At 69.6% G+C, this 20875-nt stretch carries 17 protein-coding genes; 12 read left to right on the top strand and 5 right to left on the bottom strand.

What is annotated here, in order from left to right; translation table 11 throughout:
* The first annotated feature begins 1 nt into the window (after nucleotide 1).
* The 3 genes from CVO96_RS15260 to CVO96_RS15270 all read left to right on the top strand — a co-directional run bounded on the left by CVO96_RS15260 (nucleotide 2) and on the right by CVO96_RS15270 (nucleotide 3472).
* On the top strand, nucleotides 2-1048 hold the full coding sequence (locus CVO96_RS15260) for an ABC transporter ATP-binding protein (protein ID WP_103312957.1): 1047 nt from the start codon (nucleotides 2-4) through the stop codon (nucleotides 1046-1048).
* A gap of 53 nt (nucleotides 1049-1101) precedes the next feature.
* The gene (locus tag CVO96_RS15265) at nucleotides 1102-2085 is read left to right on the top strand and encodes an ABC transporter ATP-binding protein (protein ID WP_243398470.1); all 984 of its coding nucleotides are present in this window, start codon (nucleotides 1102-1104) and stop codon (nucleotides 2083-2085) included.
* A 109-nt stretch (nucleotides 2086-2194) separates the two neighbouring features.
* Entirely contained in the window at nucleotides 2195-3472 is a 1278-nt protein-coding gene (locus tag CVO96_RS15270; RefSeq protein ID WP_103312959.1) for a DUF4139 domain-containing protein, read from the top strand.
* 133 nt (nucleotides 3473-3605) lie between these two features.
* Here CVO96_RS15270 and CVO96_RS15275 read toward each other — a convergent pair whose 3' ends face one another.
* On the bottom strand, nucleotides 3606-4346 hold the full coding sequence (locus CVO96_RS15275; RefSeq protein WP_103312960.1) for a methylenetetrahydrofolate reductase: 741 nt from the start codon (nucleotides 4344-4346) through the stop codon (nucleotides 3606-3608).
* On the bottom strand, nucleotides 4343-8101 hold the full coding sequence (metH, locus tag CVO96_RS15280) for a methionine synthase (RefSeq protein ID WP_165795318.1): 3759 nt from the start codon (nucleotides 8099-8101) through the stop codon (nucleotides 4343-4345). The genes CVO96_RS15275 and metH overlap by 4 nt, the downstream gene beginning before the upstream one ends.
* A 358-nt stretch (nucleotides 8102-8459) precedes the next feature.
* On the opposite strand from metH, the gene CVO96_RS15285 reads away from it, so the two are divergent.
* The 6 genes from CVO96_RS15285 (at nucleotide 8460) to CVO96_RS15310 (ending at nucleotide 14535) form a co-directional block, all read left to right on the top strand.
* Complete coding sequence (locus CVO96_RS15285; RefSeq protein ID WP_103312962.1) at nucleotides 8460-9038, top strand: hypothetical protein; 579 nt, start codon at nucleotides 8460-8462, stop codon at nucleotides 9036-9038.
* A 93-nt stretch (nucleotides 9039-9131) separates the two neighbouring features.
* Nucleotides 9132-9827, top strand: a complete 696-nt coding sequence (locus CVO96_RS15290) for an SDR family oxidoreductase (protein ID WP_103312963.1) — start codon at nucleotides 9132-9134, stop codon at nucleotides 9825-9827.
* The gene (locus CVO96_RS15295; RefSeq protein ID WP_103312964.1) at nucleotides 9824-10783 is read left to right on the top strand and encodes an NAD(P)/FAD-dependent oxidoreductase; all 960 of its coding nucleotides are present in this window, start codon (nucleotides 9824-9826) and stop codon (nucleotides 10781-10783) included. Before CVO96_RS15290 ends, CVO96_RS15295 begins: the two co-directional genes overlap by 4 nt.
* Nucleotides 10780-11406, top strand: coding sequence for an HAD family hydrolase (locus CVO96_RS15300; RefSeq protein ID WP_103312965.1), 627 nt, complete (start codon nucleotides 10780-10782; stop codon nucleotides 11404-11406). The genes CVO96_RS15295 and CVO96_RS15300 overlap by 4 nt, the downstream gene beginning before the upstream one ends.
* A gap of 51 nt (nucleotides 11407-11457) precedes the next feature.
* The gene (gene hrpB / locus CVO96_RS15305) at nucleotides 11458-13956 is read left to right on the top strand and encodes an ATP-dependent helicase HrpB (protein WP_423739380.1); all 2499 of its coding nucleotides are present in this window, start codon (nucleotides 11458-11460) and stop codon (nucleotides 13954-13956) included.
* A gap of 90 nt (nucleotides 13957-14046) precedes the next feature.
* Nucleotides 14047-14535: a hypothetical protein gene (locus tag CVO96_RS15310; protein WP_103312967.1), complete on the top strand. Its 489-nt coding sequence runs from the start codon at nucleotides 14047-14049 to the stop codon at nucleotides 14533-14535.
* Between the two features lie 96 nt (nucleotides 14536-14631).
* Here CVO96_RS15310 and CVO96_RS15315 read toward each other — a convergent pair whose 3' ends face one another.
* The 3 genes from CVO96_RS15315 to CVO96_RS15325 all read right to left on the bottom strand — a co-directional run bounded on the left by CVO96_RS15315 (nucleotide 14632) and on the right by CVO96_RS15325 (nucleotide 18076).
* Nucleotides 14632-15414, bottom strand: coding sequence for a methyltransferase domain-containing protein (locus CVO96_RS15315; RefSeq protein WP_103312968.1), 783 nt, complete (start codon nucleotides 15412-15414; stop codon nucleotides 14632-14634).
* Nucleotides 15415-15662: 248 nt separating this feature from the next.
* Nucleotides 15663-16271, bottom strand: a complete 609-nt coding sequence (gene ddrA, locus CVO96_RS15320) for a single-stranded DNA-binding protein DdrA (protein WP_103312969.1) — start codon at nucleotides 16269-16271, stop codon at nucleotides 15663-15665.
* 248 nt (nucleotides 16272-16519) lie between these two features.
* Nucleotides 16520-18076, bottom strand: coding sequence for a S8 family peptidase (locus tag CVO96_RS15325; RefSeq protein ID WP_103312970.1), 1557 nt, complete (start codon nucleotides 18074-18076; stop codon nucleotides 16520-16522).
* 324 nt (nucleotides 18077-18400) lie between these two features.
* On the opposite strand from CVO96_RS15325, the gene hisB reads away from it, so the two are divergent.
* The 3 genes from hisB (at nucleotide 18401) to CVO96_RS15340 (ending at nucleotide 20824) form a co-directional block, all read left to right on the top strand.
* On the top strand, nucleotides 18401-18988 hold the full coding sequence (gene hisB / locus CVO96_RS15330; protein ID WP_103312971.1) for an imidazoleglycerol-phosphate dehydratase HisB: 588 nt from the start codon (nucleotides 18401-18403) through the stop codon (nucleotides 18986-18988).
* Nucleotides 18985-19629 carry an imidazole glycerol phosphate synthase subunit HisH gene (gene hisH / locus CVO96_RS15335; protein WP_103312972.1) on the top strand — a complete coding sequence of 215 codons (645 nt, stop codon included), beginning with the start codon at nucleotides 18985-18987 and terminating at the stop codon, nucleotides 19627-19629. The genes hisB and hisH overlap by 4 nt, the downstream gene beginning before the upstream one ends.
* A gap of 130 nt (nucleotides 19630-19759) precedes the next feature.
* Nucleotides 19760-20824 carry a branched-chain amino acid aminotransferase gene (locus CVO96_RS15340; protein WP_103312973.1) on the top strand — a complete coding sequence of 355 codons (1065 nt, stop codon included), beginning with the start codon at nucleotides 19760-19762 and terminating at the stop codon, nucleotides 20822-20824.
* Nucleotides 20825-20875 lie beyond the last annotated feature (51 nt).

The raw sequence follows: 20875 nt of genomic DNA on the forward strand, positions 1-20875 counted from the left end.
AATGACCCATCAGGGCGAAACCTTGCTGGCCGTGAACGGCCTGAAAACCTACTTCTACACCGACGACGGCGTGGTCAAGAGCGTCGACGGCGTGACCTTCCACATCAAGAAGGGTGAGACCCTGGCGGTGGTGGGTGAGTCCGGCTCCGGCAAGTCCGTGACCAGCCTGTCCGTCATGCGGCTGATCGCCATGCCGCCCGGCAAGATCGTGGACGGCGAGATCCTGTTCACCGGCAAGGACGGCGTGCAGAAGAACCTCGTGACGCTGCCCGAAGCCGACATGCGCAAGATCCGCGGCAACGACATCTCCATGATCTTCCAAGAACCCATGACCTCCCTGAACCCGGTGTACACGGTGGGCGACCAGATCGCCGAGGCCGTCACGCTGCACCAGGGCAAGAACAAGAAAGAGGCGCTGGGCGTGGCGACCGACATGCTGCGCTTCGTGGGCATCCCCGCCCCCGAGAAGCGCGTCCACGAGTACCCGCACCAGATGTCCGGCGGCATGCGCCAGCGCGTGATGATCGCCATGGCCCTCTCGTGCAACCCCGCCCTGCTGATCGCCGACGAGCCCACCACCGCGCTCGACGTGACCATCCAGGCGCAGATCCTGGATCTGATGCGCAAGCTGCAGACCGACATCGGCATGAGCATCCTGTTCATCACGCACAACCTGGGCGTGGTGGCCGAGATGGCCGACCGCGTGGTGGTCATGTACGGCGGCCGGGTGGTCGAGGAAGGCGACGTGGTCGAGATCTTCAAGGCGCCCCGCCACCCCTACACCATGGGGCTGCTGAACTCCATTCCGCGCCCCGGCGACTACGTGCATGTGCCCGGCGCACCCAAGGGCCGCCTGGAGGCCATTCCCGGCAACGTGCCCAATCCGCTCGACCTGCCGCCCGGCTGCTCCTTCGAGCCGCGCTGCAAGTTCGCGGTGCCCGACTGCAGTAAAGCCGTGCCCGCGCTGGAAGACACCGGCCACGGCCACATGGCGCGCTGTATCCGCTGGCGAGAATTCGAGCAGGCCCAGGCCGAGGTGAGCGCATGACCGCCCCCGTTTCCACACCGACCTCCAGTGCCTACGCCGGCGTGAGCCGGGGCATGGCCGCCAAGGGCGACACGCTGCTCGACGTCCAGCACCTCGAAAAGTACTTCCCGATCCGTGGCGGGCTGCTCTCGCGCATCGTGGCGAACGTCAAGGCCGTCAACGACATCTCCTTCACGGTCAACCGTGGGGAGGTGGTCGGCCTGGTCGGCGAGTCGGGCTCGGGCAAGACCACCGCCGGGCGCGCGATCCTGCGGCTGATCGAGCCCACCGGCGGGCAGGTGATCTTCAACGGCACCGACATCACCAAGCTGTCCAAGGGGCAGATGCGGGACTACCGCCGCGAGATGCAGATCATCTTCCAGGATCCCTTCGCCTCGCTCAACCCGCGCATGACCGTCTCGGACATCATCGGCGAGGCCATGCAGATCCACAACCTGCACCCGGGCAAGGGGCGCATCGACCGGATCGCGGAGCTGCTGCAGCGGGTCGGCCTGCGCCCCGAGCACATGCGCCGCTACCCGCACGAGTTCTCCGGCGGCCAGCGCCAGCGCATCGGCATCGCCCGCGCCCTGGCGGTCGATCCGACCTTCATCGTCGCCGACGAGCCGGTCTCGGCGCTCGACGTGTCGATTCAGGCGCAGGTCGTGAACCTGATGCAGGATCTGCAGGAGGAGCTGGGCCTGACGGTGCTGTTCATCGCGCACGACCTGCACGTCGTGGAGTACATCTGCGACCGCATGATCGTGATGTACCTGGGCCGCATCATGGAGATCGCGCCCAGCAACGAGCTGAACAACAACCCCAAGCACCCGTACACGGAAGCGCTGCTCTCGGCCGCGCCGGTGCCCGACCCCACCATTAAGCGCCAGCGCATCATCCTGGAAGGGGACATCCCCAGCCCGATCAACCCGCCCAGTGGCTGCGTGTTCCGCACCCGCTGCCGCTACGCGATCGCCGAGTGCGCCAACGTGGTGCCCGAACTGCGTGAGGTCTCGCCCGGCCATTTCAAGGCCTGCATCCGCGACGACGTTCTCTGAAGCCCTAGGCACTGCGATCCCGCCGACCCCCACAGGGAGGCGGGATTTCTGTTTCATTCCTGACCGAACCTCTCACATCTCACAATTGAGCCCGGCGCACGATGGGTTCATGAAGAAAGCCGCCACGCTCGCTGCCGCCCTGATCGCCTCTCACGCCCTCGCCGCCGACCTGCGGATCTACCCCAGCTTCACTGAAGTCCGCGAGGGCGTGAGCGCCTCCTCCACGACCCTCACCGTCCGCCTGCCGCAGGAGACCTGGGCGGGCATCCTGCCCGGCAGCATCGACCTGGAGGGGCTGGACTTCACCCAGGCCATCCAGAAGCAGGAGGCCAACTGGCTCGCTGGCCTGGAGGGCAAGACGGTCTACCTGCTGCGCGACGGCAAGACCCAGCCCGTGACCCTGGTGCGGGCGCGCGACCTGCTGGTGAAAGACGCCCAGGGCCGCTACTTCACGGCCCGCTACGAGGAGCTGCAGTTCGACGTGGCGCCGCCCAGTAACCCGCTCTCGCCCTCGCAGACGCTGACCTACACGCTGCAGAAGGCGGGCAGCGGCACCCTCAGTTACCTGACCCGCTCGGTGTCGTGGGCGCCGCGCTACACCCTCAAGGCGGGCAGCGGCGGCGCGCAGCTCTCGGCCCTGGCCGACATCCGCAACGCCACGGATCTGCCCTACGACGTCAAGACCACCGAGCTGTACGCCGGCGACGTGAACGTGCAGGGCAACCCACAGGCCGGCTTCATGATGCGCGAGGCGACCGCCGATGTCGCCATGGCAGCGCCCGCCCCCGCGCCCAAGATCGAGAGTCAGGGCGAACTGCGCGGCCTGTACCGTTACGCCCTGAGCACGCCCTTTACCCTGCCCGCCAACGCGGTGGTCACGCTGCCCTTCCTGACGCCGAAGCTCAACACCTTCGAGCGCTACGTGGGCCTGAACACCTATTTCAGCACCGAGCCCCAGGACGGCACCCTGAGCCGCTTCTACCGCTTCAAGGCCGACGACCGCCTGCCCGCCGGGCCGATCACGGTGCGCGAGGATGGCCGCATCGTCGGTCAGACGAACATCGGGGAGACCCGCAAGGGCGGCACCGTGGAATTCACGCTGGGCGACGACCCAGACGTGGCCTACACCCGCACCGTGCAGACCGCCGCGCAGGTCAAGGACGGCAAGGGCAACGTGGTCAGGACGACCTATAAGGTCACCTACGCCTTCGAGAGCAGCAAGGAACGCGCCATCCGCGCCGAGATCACCGAGCGGATCGGCGGGCGGATCATCATCATCGACACGGCGGCGCCTGTGAAGAACCAGGGGATCGCCAACCTGAAGGTGGACGTGCCCGCGAAGGGCAAGATCAGCAAGAGCTTCACGGTGGTGGTGGACAACAGCTGAGGAGGTGACGTTAAGGCTGCGGGCGCCTCAGTCCGCTACGCGGCCAGCTCCCCTGGGGGGGAGCCAGGGACTTCTTGGCTTCCCCCCAGGGGAGCTGGCGCCGAAGGCGACTGAGGGGTTCACGCCACCCCGCCTACAGAATCCCGCCCAGATACTCCAACACGTTCGCCTTGACGGGCATGAAGTAGGCGTGCTGGTCGCGCTCGCGGGCAAAGGCGAGGGCCTGGGCGGCAAAACCACGGTTCCAGTCCAGGGTGGGCTCGAAGCTGCGCGGAAAGACCGCGTGGTTGCGGGCCCGCCAGTAGTTCAGGCTGGACTCGGTGAGCACCGTCGTGGCGCCCCACCAGACCTCGGTGCTGTCTGGCAGAAGGTCGGCCCAGGCGTCCATCAGGCGCAGGTCGAAGAAGGGCTGGGTGAAAAAGCCGCAGGCGCCGGCGTCCAGCTTGCGCTCCAGGTAGTCCCGCTCGCGGGCGAAGGACTGGCGGTAGGGGTCGAGGCCGGCATAGACGCGCAGGTGCGGCGCCTCGCGGGTCAGGCGGCGGATCATGTCCACGGCGTCCTGGTCGTAGACCTTCGCGCTCATGTCGGCGGGCGCGTCCCCGGTGACCACCAGCACCTCGTCGATGCCGTGCGTATCCAGCGACTCCAGCATGGGCAGCGGCTCGCGTGGGTTGTAGTCCACCGCCCGCAGGTGGGGCACGGCGCGGTGGCGGGGCCGGGCGAACGAGCAGCCCAGCCACGAGCGCAGCGAGTAACGTGTCAGGTCGGGCACGTTCACGGTGTCCACGGTGCTCAGATGTTCGGCGACCTCGGCCAGCTCGGCGCGCAGGCCACTTCGGGATCGGGGGACGAGTTCGACGGAAATCCGGGTCACGGGCCGCCTCGGGCGGCCGCAGAGGGCAGAAGGCTGATAGCAGATGGCAACAGCTCACCCTGGCCTTCCGCCTTCTGCCTTCCGCCTTCTGCCGCGTAGCCAAGAATCGGCCCCAGCCAGCGCTCGATCTCGTCCAGGGGCATCCCCTTGCGCGCCGCGTAGTCCTCGACCTGATCGCGGCCGATGCGGCCCACGGCGAAGTACCGGGCGTCCGGGTGCGCGAAGTACAGGCCCGACACGGCGGCAGCGGGCCACATGGCGCAGGATTCGGTGAGCTGCAGGCCGATTTCCTCTGCATTCAGCAGGGTGAACAGCGTGCGTTTCTCGGTGTGGTCGGGCTGGGCGGGGTAGCCGGGCGCGGGGCGGATGCCGTCGTAGCGCTCGCGGATCAGTTCCGCGGTGCCCAGCGCCTCGTCCGGCGCATAGCCCCAGTGGCCCACCCGCACGTCGCGGTGGAGCTTCTCGGCGAAGGCCTCGGCCAGCCGGTCGGCCAGCGCCTTGACCAGAATGGAGTTGTAGTCGTCGTGCTGGGCCTCGAAGGCCTGGGCCAGTTCGTCGGCGCCGTGGATGGCGACCGCGAAGGCGCCGATGTGGTCACCCTCCGGCTGAACGAAGTCGGCCAGCGCGACGTTCGGCGTGGTCTGGTCGCGCTGCTGGCGCAGGGTGTGGAGGGTTGATGGTTGATCGTTGATCGTTGATGGTCTGGTCTCGTTACCATCGACCATCGACCATCGACCATCAACAACAATGTCGTCCCCCTCCCGCCGCGCTGGCCACAGGCCGATCACGCCGCGCGCCGTCAGCAGGCCCTCGTCAACGATCCGCTTCAGCAGCGCCTGGGCATCCGCGAAGAGCTTGCGGGCCTCCTCGCCGCGCAGGGGGTCGCTCAGGATGGTCGGGTAGAGGCCCTTCATCTCCCAGGCGATGAAGAAGGGCGTCCAGTCGATGTACTCCAGCAATTCCGAAAGGGGCTGTTCGATGACCCTGCGCCCCAGCTCACGCGGCGCGGGCGGCGGGGTGGGGGAGAGGCGGGGGGCACGCTCCCTGGCGGTCTCGATGGGGATCAGGCGCACCTGGCGGTCGCCGTGGCGCAGGCGCAGGGCGTCGTATTCCTCCCGCACCCGCTCCTGCACCGCCGCCGGATCGGCCAGCAGGTCGGCAGTGGTCGTCACGGCGCGGCTGGCGTCCAGCACATGCACCACCGGCCCCGGATAGGCCGGGTCGATCTTCACGGCGGTGTGCGCGCGGCTGGTGGTCGCGCCGCCGATCAGCAGCGGCTGCGTCATGCCCCGCCTCTGCATCTCGCGGGCCACGGTGACCATCTCGTCCAGACTGGGCGTGATCAGGCCGCTCAGCCCGATCACGTCGGCGCCGATGCGGGCGGCCTCATCCAGGATCTTCTCGGTGGAGACCATCACGCCCAGGTCGGTCACCTGATAGCCGTTGCAGGCCAGCACCACGCCCACGATGTTCTTGCCGATGTCGTGCACGTCGCCCTTCACGGTCGCCAGCAGCACCCGGCCCTTGCCACCGGCCTCCTGCTTCTCGGCCTCCATGTACGGCGTAAGAAAGGCCACGGCGCGCTTCATCACGCGGGCGGACTTCACGACCTGGGGCAGAAACATCTTGCCGGCCCCGAACAGGTCGCCCACCACGTTCATGCCGTCCATCAGCGGCCCCTCGATGACCAGCAGGGGCGAGCCCAGCTCGCGGTACGCCTCCTCGGCGTCGGCCTCCACAAAGTCGGTGATACCGGCGACCAGCGCGTGCCGCAGCCGCTCGGCCACCGGGGCGTCCCGCCAGGCGCTCTGGGCGGCGGCCTCGCGCTTCACGCCCCTGTAGCCCTCGGCCAGCTCCAGCAGGCGTTCGGTGGCGCTCAGGTTCCCCTCTTTCGGCGGGCGGGCCAGGATCACGTCCTCCACGGCCTCGCGCAGCTCGGGCTCGATGTCCTCGTAGACCGCCAGCATCCCGGCGTTGACGATGCCCATGTCCAGCCCCGCGCGGATCGCGTGGTACAGGAAGACCGCGTGCATGGCCTCGCGCACGTGGTTGTTGCCCCGGAAGGAGAAGGACACGTTGGAGATCCCGCCCGACACCAGCGCGCCCGGCAGGTTCGCCTTGATCCAGCGGGTCGCCTCGATGAAGTCGATGGCGTAGCGGTCGTGCTCCTCGATACCGGTCGCCACGGTCAGCACGTTGGGATCGAAGATGATGTCCTGCGGCGGGAAGTGGGCCTGTTCGGTCAGTAGGCGGTAGGCGCGCGAGGTGATCTCCTGTCTCCGCTCCAGCGTGTCGGCCTGCCCGCGTTCGTCGAAGGCCATGACGACCGCCGCCGCCCCGTAGCGCCGCAGCAGCCGCGCCCGCTCCAGAAACTTCTCCTCGCCGTCTTTCAGCGAGATCGAGTTCACGACCGCCTTGCCCTGCACCCGTTTGAGCCCCGCCTCCAGAATGTCCCAGCGCGAGGAATCCAGCATCAGCGGCACGCGCGAGATGTCGGGCTCGCCTGCCAGCAGGTTCAGGAACTTCACCATCGCGGCCTCGCCGTCCAGCATGCCCTCGTCGAAATTCACGTCCACGATCTGGGCGCCGTTCTCGACCTGCTGGCGGGCGATCTTCAGGCCGGCGTCGTAGTCCCCGGCCAGGATGGCCCTTGAGAACTTCGGACTGCCGGTCACGTTCGTCCGCTCGCCCACGTTCACGAAGTTCAGCTCCGGCGTGACCGTCAGCGCTTCCAGTCCGCTCAGGCGCAGGTAGGGCGGCAGCTTCGGCGCGGTGCGGGGCGGCAGGCCAGCCACGGCGTCGGCAATGGCGCGGATGTGCTCGGGCGTGGTGCCGCAACAACCGCCCACGATGTTGACCAGCCCCTCGCGGGCGAAGTCGGCCAGCACGGCGGCAGTGTGCTCGGGCGTCTCGTCGTACTCGCCGAACGCGTTGGGCAGGCCGGCGTTGGGGTGAACGGAGACCAGCGCCTCCGTGTTCGCGGCGATGTCGCGCAGGTGGGGCCGCAGCAGGTCGGCGCCCAGCGCGCAGTTCAGGCCCAGGGAGAACAGGTGGGCGTGCGCCGTGCTGACCGCGAAGGCCTCCGGCGTCTGCCCGCTCAGCGTGCGCCCCGAGGCGTCCGTGATCGTGCCCGAGAGCATCACCGGCAGGGTTTTCCCGCTCCGGGCGAACGCCTCCTCGCAGGCGAACAGCGCGGCCTTGGCGTTCAGCGTGTCGAAGACCGTTTCCAGCAGCAGCAGGTCGGCCCCGCCCTCGATCAGCCCCAGCGCGGCGGCGGTGTAGGCCTCGACCAGCCCGTCGAAGGTCACGTTGCGGAACTCGGGGCGCTCCACGTCGGGCGAGAGGGTCGCCGTGCGGTTGGTCGGGCCGATGGAACCCGCCACCCAGCGCGGCCGGCCGTCGCGGGCGGTGAACTCGTCGGCCACCTCGCGGGCCAGCCGGGCGCCCGCTACGTTCATGGCGTGGGCCAGGGCTTCGGTGCCGTAGTCCGCCTGGCTGATGGTGGTGGAGTTGAAGGTGTTCGTGGAGGCGATGTCCGCGCCGGCCTCGAAATAGGCGCGGTGCACCCCCCGGATCACGTCGGGCCGGGTCAGCTGCAGCAGGTCGAAGTTGCCCCGGTACATCCGCAGGGGGTCGGCGTCCGGCAGGCGGAAGTCGGCTTCGGTGAGGCTGGCGCGCTGGAGCATGGTGCCCCAGGCGCCGTCCAGGATCAGGATTCGTTTCTGCGCCTCGGCGCGGATGTCTGCAGTCGTCACGTGGTTCTCCCGGAGTACAAGGAGGCCGCTCACTGGCGGCCCGAATGATCTGCGCTGTTCACGGTGCTGGTTCCACTGTGCAGAGCGCCGTCTGAAGGGCCATCGATCCCGCCTGCGCCATCGTCGGCGCCCCTGCGCGGGTCTCTCCTGTGGGCACCGAATACCGCGATGAGGGCCGGTTGCCACGCCATCAGGGGGCAGGAAATACCCTCCGGCGATTCTGGATGACCGTGCCAGAGCGGCGCGGTGAGTGGAGGATAGCGCAGGCCCTCGTGGGCGAAAGGAAGCTGGGTTGGACAGGGAGGCCCGTGACCCCCGCTATCAGACCGCCATCAACCCTGGCCTGTAGGCTGTTCCCATGATTCTGCGCTCCGCGTTGCACCGTGGCCTGACCTGCGCCGCCCTGGCCCTCCCCGCGCTGGCCCAGGCCACGGCCAGCCTGCCGGAGATTCCGCCCGTGCCGCCGCAGACGGGCACGCCCGGAGAAATCGCGCCGACGCCGATTCCCGCGCCCGGAAAGCCTGCACCTGCGAAGCCCGCGCCCGCTCCAGTCCCTCTGGCCGATGTGGCCGCCAATTTGTTCACGCCGCGCAGCGTGACCGGCCCCCTGAAACTCACCTTCACCATCCGGAATACGGGCACCCGAACCCTGGTCTTCGGTGCTCGGCGTGACAACGCCCAAAACTGCGCTGTAGCTCCGCTGCTGCGGGTCGTGCGAGTGGGCACGGGCGAGGTCGTGTATCCCACACCAGGTGCGAAGCGGCTGTGTACGCAGGATTTCATCGTGAAGTCGGCCCCGGTGAAGGGGAATGCCAGCTACTCGCGTGAGCTGACGCTGCCAGTCGGTGAGTACATGCTCGAAAGCTGGTTCGCGGGACTGGCGAACGGCGTGCCCGTCAAGCTGCCGGCGCCGGCGATGCGGGTGACCGTCAAGTAGAGATACAAGCGGCCCTGGCCTGTCGAAGCCGTTCTGTTTCAAGAACAGCAGTTCCGTACGGCCCTGGTGCGCTAGCGTCTGCCCATGAGTCCTATGAGCCCCAGCGGCAGGCCCGTTACCCTGATCACCGGCGCTGCCGGGGGCATCGGCTCGGCCCTGGCCCGAGTCCTGGCGCCTATCCATGACCTGATCCTGAGCGGGCGGGGCGATGCGAGGCTGGCGGCGCTGTGCAGCGAACTCGGGGCCACTGGGCTGCCGCTCGACCTGACCCGCCCGCAGACGTTCGCGGAGGCGGTCGCCGGTCTGAAGCGGGTCACGAACGTGATCCACAACGCTGGCGTGGTGGAACTGGGCGCGGTGGCCGATCAGGCGCACGCGGTCTGGACGCACACCCTGGCCGTGAACACGGTCGCCCCGGCCGAACTGACGCGGGTGCTGCTGCCCCGAGTCCGGGAGGAGCGGGGCACGTTCGTGTTCGTGAACTCCGGCGCCGGGTTGCGCGCCAATGCGGGCTGGGCCAGCTACGCGGCCAGCAAGTTCGCCCTGCGCGCCGTGGCCGATGCCCTGCGTGAGGAAGAGGCCCTCCACGGCGTCCGGGTCGGCACGGTCTATCCCAGCCGCACCGCCACGCCCATGCAGCAGCTCGTCCGCTCGCAGGAGGGGGGGGCCTACGACCCGGATACCTACATCGAGCCGCAGAGCGTGGCCGCCACCATCGCCTTCATGCTGGACGCGCCCCGGGACGCCGTGCTGACGGACGTCACGGTGCGGGCCGGCGTGCGGACATGACCCGCCCAGATCAGGTGGGGCCAGACCAGGCGGAGTTCGACGTGATCATCGTCGGCGCCGGCCCCGGCGGGCTGAGCGCGGCCCTGACCCTGGGGCGGTCGCGGCGGCGGGTGCTGCTGCTCGACGGCGGCCCGCCCCGCAACGCGCCGGTGGGGGCCGCCCACGGCCTGCTCACCCGAGACGGCATCGGGCCGGACGACCTCAAGGCCCGCGGGCTGGCCGACCTGCGTGCCTATGACGTGACCGTGCGGCCCGAACCCGCCCGCGAGGTGCGGCCAGACGGCACAGGCTTCGCGGTGCGCGTCGGCCCGGACTGGCACCACACGCGCCGTCTGCTGTTCGCCAGCGGCGTGCGCGACATCCTGCCCAATGTGGCCGGGCTGCGCGAGCGCTGGGGCCAGGGCGTCTTCCACTGCCCCTACTGCGACGGCTGGGAGCATCAGGACAAGGCCATCGGCGTCTACGGCCAGGGTCAGGCCGCGCACCACCTGGCCCTGACGGTGAGGGCCTGGTCAGACCGGGTCACGCTGATCAGCGACGGCCCCAGCCTGCTCACCGACCTGCAGGCCCGCGATCTCGCGCGGGTCGGCGTGCGGGTGCGGGAACAGGACGTGCGCTCGGTGACCGGCACGTCGCCGCTGTGCGTGACCTTCCACCGGGCGCCGCTCCTGCCCCTGGACGCCCTGTTCGTCTCGCCCGCGCAGGAGCAGGGGAGCGCGCTGCCCGCCGCGCTGGGCTGCGCCCTGAACGAGCAGGGCCGGGTGGTGGTCGACGACCTGGGCGAGACCAGCGTGAGTGGCGTGTACGCGGTGGGCGACATGACCGGTGCCCCGCAGTACGTGGTGCAGGCCGCCGCCGCCGGAATGCACGCGGCCACCTGCATCAACACCAGCCTGATCCACGAGGACGTCCGGGCCCTGGGCGCCGACTTCCACAAGGGCCAGGCCGAAGTTTGAGGGTCATCCTCTTCGATCTGGACGGGACACTGCACGACCGAGCAGCGACCATCCAGATCTGGCTGGAAGGGCACCTTCGGCGCTTCGATCTCCCATCCGGCTATGGCGTCCGTTTTCTCGAGCTGGACGACTTCGGCTACCGTTCGAAGCAGGACGTGATGCCACAGCTCGTGCAGGAGTTCGGGCTGGAGCACCACCCAGACGCCCTGTGCGCTGATTTCTGGACGCGTGTGGACTCGGCCCAGGCCATGCCCCACGCGCACACCGTCCTGCGGGCTCTGCGGGAACGCGGGGTGAGGATAGGCGTCGTGACGAACGGCTGGGAGGAGCTTCAGACGCGCTCCCTGGAGGCCTGTGGTCTGCGCGATCTGGTGGACGATGTGGTCATCAGCCGCGCGGTCGGCCTGAGCAAGCCCGATCCGGCCATCCACCGGCTGGCGCTGGAGCGTCTGGACGCACCGGCCGGCGACTGCTGGTTCGTGGGCGACTCGCCCCGCAACGATGTCTGGGGGCCGCAGCAGATCGGCCTGCGGGCCGCCTTCCTGAACACCGGGCACGCGCTGGGGGCGGAGAGGCCGGACGCCGTGCTGGACGACCTGCGGAACGTGCTGGGTCTGGGCTGATCGGCCACATCATGACCGTCGGCAGTGTGTGGTCGCCGCCGCCCCTGTAGCATTCCACCCGTGACTGGCCTTCCCCTCCTTCCCATCGCCGAGGTGATTCCAGCGGTGAAACAGGCGCTGTCGGTGCATCCGCTGGTGGTCGTGCAGGCGCCGCCTGGGGCGGGCAAGAGCACCGCGCTGCCGCTGGAACTGCTGGACGAGCCCTGGCTGGCGGGTCGGCAGATCATCATGCTGCAGCCCCGGCGGGTGGCGGCGCGGGCGGTGGCGGCGCGGCTGGCCGAGGGCCTGGGCGAGGACGTGGGCGGCACGGTGGGCTACCGCGTGCGCTTCGAGTCGCGCGTTTCGGCGCGCACCCGCCTGGAGGTCGTCACTGAGGGCATCCTGACCCGGCGCCTGCAGCGCGACCCGGAACTGGCCGGCGTGGGGCTGGTGATCCTCGACGAGTTCCACGAGCGCTCGCTGAACGCCGACCTGGCGCTGGCCCTGCTGCGCGAGGTGCAGGGCGCCCTGCGGGACGATCTGCGCGTGCTGGTCATGAGCGCGACCCTCGATCCTGGTCTGCCTGTGCGGCTGGGCGCCCCGCTGATCGAGAGCCAGGGCCGGGCGTATCCGGTCGAGGTGCGCTACCTGCCCACCGATCCGGCGGGCCGGGTCGAGGACGTGGTCGCCCGCACGGTGCGCGCCGCCCTGGAGGAGCACCCCGGCGACATCCTGGCCTTCCTGCCGGGCGTGCGCGAGATCCGCGGCGCGCAGGGACAGCTCTCCGGAGTGGGCGCCGAGGTGCTGCCGCTGTACGGCGACCTGCCCCTGAGGGAGCAGCGCCGCGCCCTGCTGCCCGACCCGCAGGGCCGGCGCAAGGTGGTGCTGGCGACCTCCATCGCCGAGACCTCGCTGACCATCCAGGGGGTGCGGGTGGTCGTGGACGGCGGCCAGAGCCGGGGGCAGGCCTTCGACCCGGGCACGGGCCTGAGCCGCATGGTCACCGCCCGCGTGACCCGCGACAGCGCCACCCAGCGCGCGGGCCGTGCCGGACGAACGGCCCCCGGCGTGGCCTACCGCCTGTGGAGCGAGCGCACCCAGGCGCTGCTGCCGGAGTCGCGCCCGCCGGAGATCCTGGAGGCCGACCTGGCCCCGCTGACCCTGGAACTGGCCCAGTGGGGAGAGAGCGATCCCGCAGCGCTGGCCTGGCTGGACGCGCCGCCGGAGCCCCGAGTGGAGGTCGCCCGGACGCTGCTGCGCGGGCTGAGCGCCCTGGACGCCGGGGGCCGGGCCACCCCGGAGGGCCAGCGCCTGCTGGAGTTCCCGACCCACCCCCGGCTGGCGCACCTGCTCTCAGTGGGCGCCGGGCGGGGGCTGGGTGCCCTGGCCGCCGACGTGGCCGCGCTGCTGGAGGAACGCGACCCGCTGCCCCCGGGAACGGGCGCCGACCTGACCGAGCGCGTGTCGGCGCTGCGGGCCTGGCGATGCCGGCAGCCGGGCAGGGGAGACGAGGCCGTTCTGGAACGGGTCGAGCGCCTGTCGCGCCAGTGGCGTGGCCTGCTGGGGGTGAGGGCGGACGATTCCCCGCCCGAGACCTTCGATGTGGGCTCGTTGGTGGCCCTGGCCTACCCGGAGCGGATCGCCCTGGCCCGCGAGGCGGTGGCAGGCCTGCCGGGCGGCCGCTACCTCCTGGCCGGTGGGCAGGGCGCCGCTCTGCCCGAGGGCGACGCCCTGGCCGGGGCGCGGGCGCTGGCGGTGGCTCACCTGGACGCCCGGCAGGCGGAGGGCCGCATCTATCTGGCGGCGCCGCTGGAGCTGGCCGCCCTGAGTGAGCAGGCCACCTGGCACGACTCCGTGCGCTGGGACGCGCGGGCTGGGGCGCTGGTGGCGAAGCAGGAGCAGCGGCTGGGCGCGCTGGTGCTGGCGGCCCGGCCTCTCAAGAACCTGCCTGCTGAACAGCGCATCACCGCCCTGTCAGGAGCCATTCGCAGCGAGGGGCTGCACCTACTGAGCTTCAGCCCGGAGGCCGCCTCCTTCCGGGCCAGGGTCGAGTCCCTTCGCGCTTGGCGCCCCGAGGACGGCTGGCCCGACCTGAGCGACGACGCCCTGCTGGATACCCTGGAGGAGTGGCTGGGGCCGCACCTGGGCCCGGTTCGCACGCGCGAGGAACTGGCCCGCGTGGCGCTGCTGCCCGCCCTCCAGGCCCGGCTCCCGTGGGACAAGACCCGTGAGCTGGACGAACTGGCCCCCACCCACCTGAGCGTGCCCACCGGCAGCCGCATCCGGCTGACCTACCGGCCCGGCGAGGCGCCCATCCTGGCCGTGAAGCTGCAGGAACTGTTCGGACTGGCCGACACGCCCACCGTGAACGCGGGGCGCACGCCCGTGCTGCTGCACCTGCTCTCGCCGGCAGGGCGGCCCGTGCAGGTCACGCAGGATCTCAGATCGTTCTGGAACTCCTCGTATTTCGAGGTTCGCAAAGACCTGCGCGGCCGCTATCCCAAGCATCCCTGGCCGGACGATCCCTGGACGCATCGGCCCATGAAGGGCGTCACGAGAAAGGGCGTATAGGCGCAGGCTGTTCGTCTTGCGGTGGACTGAACCTTGATCTGCCGAGTCTGTGACGGTCGGGTCAGGGGTCAGGGGCGAAGCTGAGCCGAGATGAGACCTCATTTCCTCGTCCCAGCCCTGGCCCTGCTGGGCTCGGCCAGCGCGGCGGACTATTCCAAGACCCTCTGGTCGTACGTGACTGGGAGTGTGAAGGCCACGCCGCTGATGGAATCGCGCGTGATGGGCCAGATCGTCATTAAAATCTGGGCCATGCCGCCAGGATTGCCTGTCGAGGGGATTGAGGTCATCTATATGCCCAAGGTCAACCAGGCGCACTGGGCGGTGAAGGTGACGAATCCACAGGTCAAGGCCAACGTCATGTTGGGCGCGCAACAGCTCACATTTGTGAAGATCATGACCGATCCCAAGCGAACAGACCAGAAGATGAACGTCTTCCGGGTGGGCGACGGCATGTTCAGGAACATGTACCTCGCAGAGGGCACCCTCACTGACAGATCGGGCACCTCGGCGCGTCTGTTGATGCTCCTGACTCCGCAGATGCTGGACAGGGACACCAGCCCTCTGGAATTGCTGAAATAAACCGCCCACGCTGGGCCCGCGCCCGGATCACTTCCCGTCTTTCCGCGGATCGGCGTCATGGCAGCCGCCCAGCCAGTGCTCAGTCACCACCGGCCTTCAGGCTGAGGCGGCCACCTTCCGCGCCACGAACAGCACCCGTGTGAAGGCGTAGTACACGCGCTCACCGGGGAACTCGCCCCTCAGCCGGGCGCGGTAGGCGTCCAGAAAACGCCGTTGATCCGCCTCTCCCAGCTTCGAGAGGTAGGGCACCAGGGCCGTGCCGCGCGTCCACTCGATCAGCCCCTCGGCGCCGGGCAGCACGACCGGGTAGACCTTGCTCAGCGCGGTGATCTCCCCGGCGCCCAGGGCGTCGAGCAGTTCGGCGTAGCGGGCGGGCGTCAGCACTGGCGAGGCGCCCTGGGCCGTGCCGAAGCGCGAGAAGCCGCCCAGTTCGGCTGTGAACTCGGCGGCGGTGTCGCTCAGCAGGCGGTGGCTGGCGTGGTCGTGGTTGGCGGGCACCTGCACGGCCAGCACGCCGCCGGGGTTCAGGTGGCCCCACAGCCGGCTCAGTAGCGCCGGGTGATGGGGCAGCCACTGGAGGGCCGCGTTCGAATAGATCAGGTCGTACTCGCCCCCCAGGTTCAGGATGTCGTCCTGTACGAACGACAGGGTGGGGGCCAGCTGTGCCCGCGCCCCCGCCAGCATCTCGGCGCTGCTGTCCAGACCGATGACCAGGGCCTCCGGAAAGCGTCGGGCGAGTTCTACGGTCTGCTCGCCGGTGCCGCAGCCCAGGTCGATGATCTGCCGGTAGGGCTGCTCGGGAATCATGGCCTGAAGGTCGCGGGCGGGGGCACTCCGGGCGGCCTGGAAGCGGTGGTACTGCTCCGGATTCCACGTCATGGCCTCAGCGTAGGCCTATGGTCGTCTCGCCTGCGCAACCGGCGCGGGGACAGCGCCTGGGTCTCGCAGGGTCGGGGTTAGGGGGCCAGAGAGAACGCACGGAACCCGTCCAGACCACGCTGGACAGGCTCCGCCAGAGGGGGGGCAGGGCTTCCGCTACAGCAGTCTCGCCAGGGCGCCGCCGACCAGCATCAGGCTCAGTACCACGCCCATCGCCAGGGCCAGCGAGCGGGGGCTCGGGGCCGGGTTCACGCCGCCCGTCCCTGTCCGCTCAGGCCGGATTCGGGGTGGAGGCTGCTCAGCGCGGCCTTGAGGTGCTTGTAGACCTCGCGCTGCAGTTCCAGATCCTCGGGTAGCTCGTAGCGGAGCTGCTCCATGGCCTGCACGAGGTGGGCGCCGCCGGGGCTGCGCTCGTGATCCGGGCGGGCCCAGTCGGGCAGCTCGGGGGTGCTGGTGGGCTGCCGCTTGGCATCGTCCCAGTCGGCCCACTGCTTGGGCAGGTCGTAGAGGTACCGGCCGATGCCGAAATGCACCGCGCAGCGCTTCAAAGCGTCGGAGCTGGCGGCCTTCAGGGTGCCCAGGTCGCCCTCGGGGGCCTCGCCGATGTCCTCGCGGGTCACGCCCAGCACGGTCAGGCGGCCCTTGACGGTGGGCAGGCGGGTGCCGGCCACCACCTCGACCTCGAAGTTCCAGCCGTCGGGGCAGATCGCGTCGAGCCTGTCCTGCACGGCGCGCGCGTCGATGTGGGCCAGCATCAGCGCCCGCTTGCGATCCTTGGTGATCACTCCGGGCTTCCACGCCACCACATGAGCGGGAAACGGGGCCTGGAGTCGTTTCTGGACATCGCTCAGCTTCATGGATTTAGTTTATAACGTAATAGCATTCTGGTCAAGACAGAACGGGGCGACTGAACTTAGTGCATTGCTCGCCCCACTCTCATCCGTTCCGCTGCACATGGGTCTCTAGAAAACTCCGTGCAGGACGACTTCGACGAATCGGGGTAGTCGAGGTCTATGGCCGTCCCTGACCTGACGCCGCACGGGCCCAGGTGCTGCCCAGACGAAAACGCCCCCGGTCGTCGCCGGGGGCCTGTGCGGGGGAGGATCTACTTCGTTTCGGTCAGGCTGAAGCTGCCGGTGCCGCTGTAGGCGTACACGCGCCAGCGGTAGGTGCCGCTCGCCGCCGCGTAGTTCACGGTCTCGGAGCTGGTCGAGCCCAGGCTGGAGGCCACGGTGCTCCAGGTCGTGCCGCTCAGCTTCTGCAGGTACAGGTCGAAGTCGGCGCCGCTGGGGCCGCTCAGCACGCCCTTCAGGGTGCCGCCCGCATAGCTGAAGCCGGCCGTGCCGGGCTGGTAGCTGCTCGACCCGCTGGCGCTCAGCGTGCCGGTGTAGGTGGTGCCGGTGCTGGGCGGCGGCGTGACGGCGCCGCTTCCGGTGTAGAGCAGCAGGTTGGGGCTGCCGGTGCCGGCACCCGTGACCTTGCCGCTGGTGGCGCTGCCGGTCAGGGCGCCGGCCACCTGGGCGGGCGTGTAGGCCGGGTTGGCGGCCAGCACCAGGGCGGCGGCGCCGGCCACGTGCGGGGTGGCCATGGAGGTGCCGCTGATGGTGTTGGTGGCCGTGTCGTTGGTGATCCAGGCGCTGGTGATCGAGCTGCCGGGCGCGAAGATGTCCAGGCACGAGCCGTAGTTGCTGAACGAGGAACGGGCGTCGGTGTTGGTGGTCGAACCCACCGTGATCGCGCTGGGGGCGCGGGCCGGGCTGGAGTTGCAGGCGTTCACGTTGTCGTTGCCGGCGGCCACCGCCATGACCAGCCCCTTGCTCACCGCGCCGCTCACAGCGTCGTCCACGGCCTGGCTGGCGCCGCCGCCCAGGCTCATGTTCGCCACGGCCGGGCCGCTCTTGTTGGCCGCCGCCCAATTGATCCCGGCGATCACGCCGGAGTTGCTGCCCGAGCCGGCGCAGTCCAGCACCTTCACGGCGACCAGATTGACCGCCTTGGCCACGCCGTAGGTGCCGCCGCCGACCGTGCCCGCCACGTGGGTGCCGTGCCCGTTGCAGTCCGTGTTGTTGGTGTCCACCTGATTGCTGCCCCAGACCGCGCGGCCGCCGAACTGCGCGTGCGTGGTGCGGATGCCGGTGTCGATGATGTACGCCGTGACGGTGCTGGCCGTGGTGCCGTAGGTATAGCTGCCGTCCAGCGGCAGGGCGCGCTGGTCGATACGGTCGATGCCCCAGGTGGCGCCCGTCTGGGTGGCGTCGGCATGAACCACGCCGTCCTGCTCGATGTACTTCACGCGCGGGTCGCCCCGGAGCGTCTGCAGGTTCTGGGCGCTGAGGGTCGCCGCGAAGCCGCTTAGGGCCTGGGCGTAGATGTGCTGGATGCGGACGCCCTGCGGGTCGAGGCCCAGCGTGCCGATCAGGCTGCCTGCACTCTGGGTGCTCAGGCTGGAGCCCAGCGCGCCCTGACTGAAGACCACGATGTACTGGCCGGGAATGGCAGCGGCGTTGTCGGTGCCCAGCAGGGGGGCCACGGCCGTGCCGGTGCGTTCGGGGGCGGCTGCCACCGACTCCGGGCTGGCGGCGGTCTGCACCGGGGTCTGACCACAGGCGGCGAGCAGCAGGGTGACAGCCAGGGTTCCAAGAGCAATACGGGCGTGCTTCATCCAGACCTCCGGGGTAAGAACGTGATGAGGGGCGTGAACTGTGGGTTAACGAGGGTGGTTTTATCGGTCTGACCGCTCATCCTGGACAGGTCGTCTAGGCAATACACCCATTTCCACCCCTGCGCCGTTCAAACGAAAGAACCCGGCCAGACCGGCCTTTTCCTTTGCCAGTCCAATTATGTGAATGCGTACACTTTTCGACGTTCGGGGCCACAGCCTTTCTAAGAGGATGGTGAAGGGGGAAGAGGCCCGCCCGCGGCGCCCCAGCAGCCCACGTCCAGACGGTCTGCCGTCCGCGCCTGCCCGAGTGCGTACCATGCGGGTATGAGCCGCACGGCGACCCTCACGCGCACGACCAGCGAAACGGACATCACGGTCCGCCTCGATCTCGATTCTCCAGCCTCCGACGCGCCCGCCACCGGGCACGGCTTTTTCGACCACATGCTCGACGCCCTGGCCCGCCACAGCCGCCTGGGCCTGACCATCACGGCGACCGGCGACCTGCACATCGAGCCCCACCACCTGATCGAGGACACCGGGATCACGCTCGGGCAGGCGCTGAGCCAGGCGCTCGGCGACCGCCGGGGCATCGAGCGCTACGGCAGCGCCTTCGTGCCCATGGACGAGACGCTGGCCCACGTGGTCATCGACCTCTCGGGCCGGGCGCACCTGGCCTTCGAGCCCGAGACGCTGGAGGTCTGGGGCACGGCCGGCGGCATGACCCACTACCACCTGCGTGAATTCCTGCGCGGCCTGTGCAACCACGGCGGGATCACCCTGCACGTCCGCCTTCTCGCCGGGCGTGAGGCCCACCACGTCATCGAGGCCATCGTCAAGGCGCTGGCCCGCGCCCTGCGCGACGCGGTGCGGGTCACGTCCGACGCGCTGCCGAGCACCAAGGGGAGCCTGTGAGCTCCGTGCAGCCGGGGGGGCGCCCTGAGGTACTGTTGCTCGACTACGGCGCCGGAAATGTCCGCAGCGCCGCCAAGGCCCTGGAACGCGCCGGGATGAGCGTGCGCGTGAGTGCCGACCCCGCCGACGTGTCCCACGCTCGCGCCGTGGTCGTGCCCGGCCAGGGGCACTTCCGGCAGGTCATGCAGGCCTTCGATTCCAGCGGCTTCCACGCGCCCGTGCTGGACGCCGCCCACTCGGGCGTGCCGATCCTGGGGATCTGCGTGGGGATGCAGATGCTGCTGGAGGGATCCGAGGAGGCGCCGGGCACGCCGGGGCTGGGGCTGGTGCCCGGCACGGTGCGGCGCTTCGTGCCCGCGCCCGGCCAGAAGGTGCCGCAGATGGGCTGGAACGCCCTGGAGGCGCGCGGGGATTCGCCCCTGCTGCGCGGCCTGGACGCCGGGGCCTACGCCTACTTCGTGCATTCCTACTACGTGCCCGCCGAGGTGCCCGTGGCCGACGGCGCCCTGACGAACTACGGCGTGCCCTTCTGGGCGGCCCTGAGCGTGGGCAACCTGCACGCCACGCAGTTCCACCCGGAGAAGAGCGGCGCGGTCGGGCTGGCGATCCTGGAGCGCTTCCGGACGAACGTGCTGGGGTAGGGGAGAGGATGGGTGGACTGGTGGGGCGACATGACCCGGCTCACACCAGCGGCCCTGTCCAGGGACTCCCCCTGCCCGCCACACCTCGCCCGGCTCTGGTGCCCTGCCGCGCTTTGAGCGACAATCAGGCATGACGCAGACCACCATCCCCGACGGCAGCGCCGCACCCCGGCCGAGTGTGCCCGACATCGACTGGGCGAACCTGGGCTTCAGCTACATCCGCACCGACTGGCGCTATCTGGCGCACTGGCAGGACGGGGCCTGGGATGCCGGGCACCTCACCGAAGACAACGTGCTGCACATCTCCGAGGGTTCCACCGCGCTGCACTACGGCCAGCAGTGCTTCGAGGGCCTCAAGGCGTACCGCTGTGCGGACGGCTCGGTCAACCTCTTCCGCCCGGATCAGAACGCCGCCCGGATGGCGCGCAGCTGTGAGCGGGTGCTGATGCCCGCGCCCAGCCAGGCGGCGTTCATCGACGCCTGTCGGCAGGTCGTCCGGGCCAACGACCACTTCATCCCGCCCTACGGCACGGGCGGCAGCCTGTACCTGCGCCCCTTCGTGATCGGCGTGGGCGACAACATCGGGGTCCGCAGCGCGCCGGAGTTCCTGTTCGGCGTGTTCTGCATCCCGGTGGGGCCGTACTTCAAGGGGGGCCTGAGCCCCATGAATTTCGTGACCTCCGGGTACGACCGCGCGGCTCCGCACGGCACCGGCGCGGCCAAGGTGGGGGGTAACTACGCCGCCAGCCTGCTTCCCGGCCAGGAGGCCAAGGCCCGGCACTTCGCCGACGCCATCTACCTCGATCCCGAAACGCACACGAAGATCGAGGAGGTCGGCAGCGCCAACTTCTTCGCCATCACCAAAGGCGGCTCGACCTTCGTGACCCCCAGTTCGCCGTCGATCCTGCCCAGCATCACCAAATACAGCCTGCTGTGGCTGGCCGAGCACCGCCTGGGCCTGAAGGTGCGGGAGGGCGACGTGCCGATCGACCGGCTGGACGAGTTCTCCGAGGCCGGCGCGTGTGGCACGGCCGCCGTGATCACGCCCATCGGCGGGATCCAGCACGGCGAGCGCTTCCACGTGTTCCACTCCGAGACCGAGGCCGGCCCGGTCACCCGCCGCCTGTACGAGGAACTGGTCGGCATCCAGTTCGGCGACCGCGAGGCGCCGGAGGGCTGGATCGTGAAGGTCTGAAGCCCACACCGACAGCCTTCATGAGGGTCTTAGGGAAATCATGATGATCGC

It is taken from the genome of Deinococcus koreensis, assembly GCF_002901445.1.
Taxonomy (GTDB): domain Bacteria; phylum Deinococcota; class Deinococci; order Deinococcales; family Deinococcaceae; genus Deinococcus; species Deinococcus koreensis.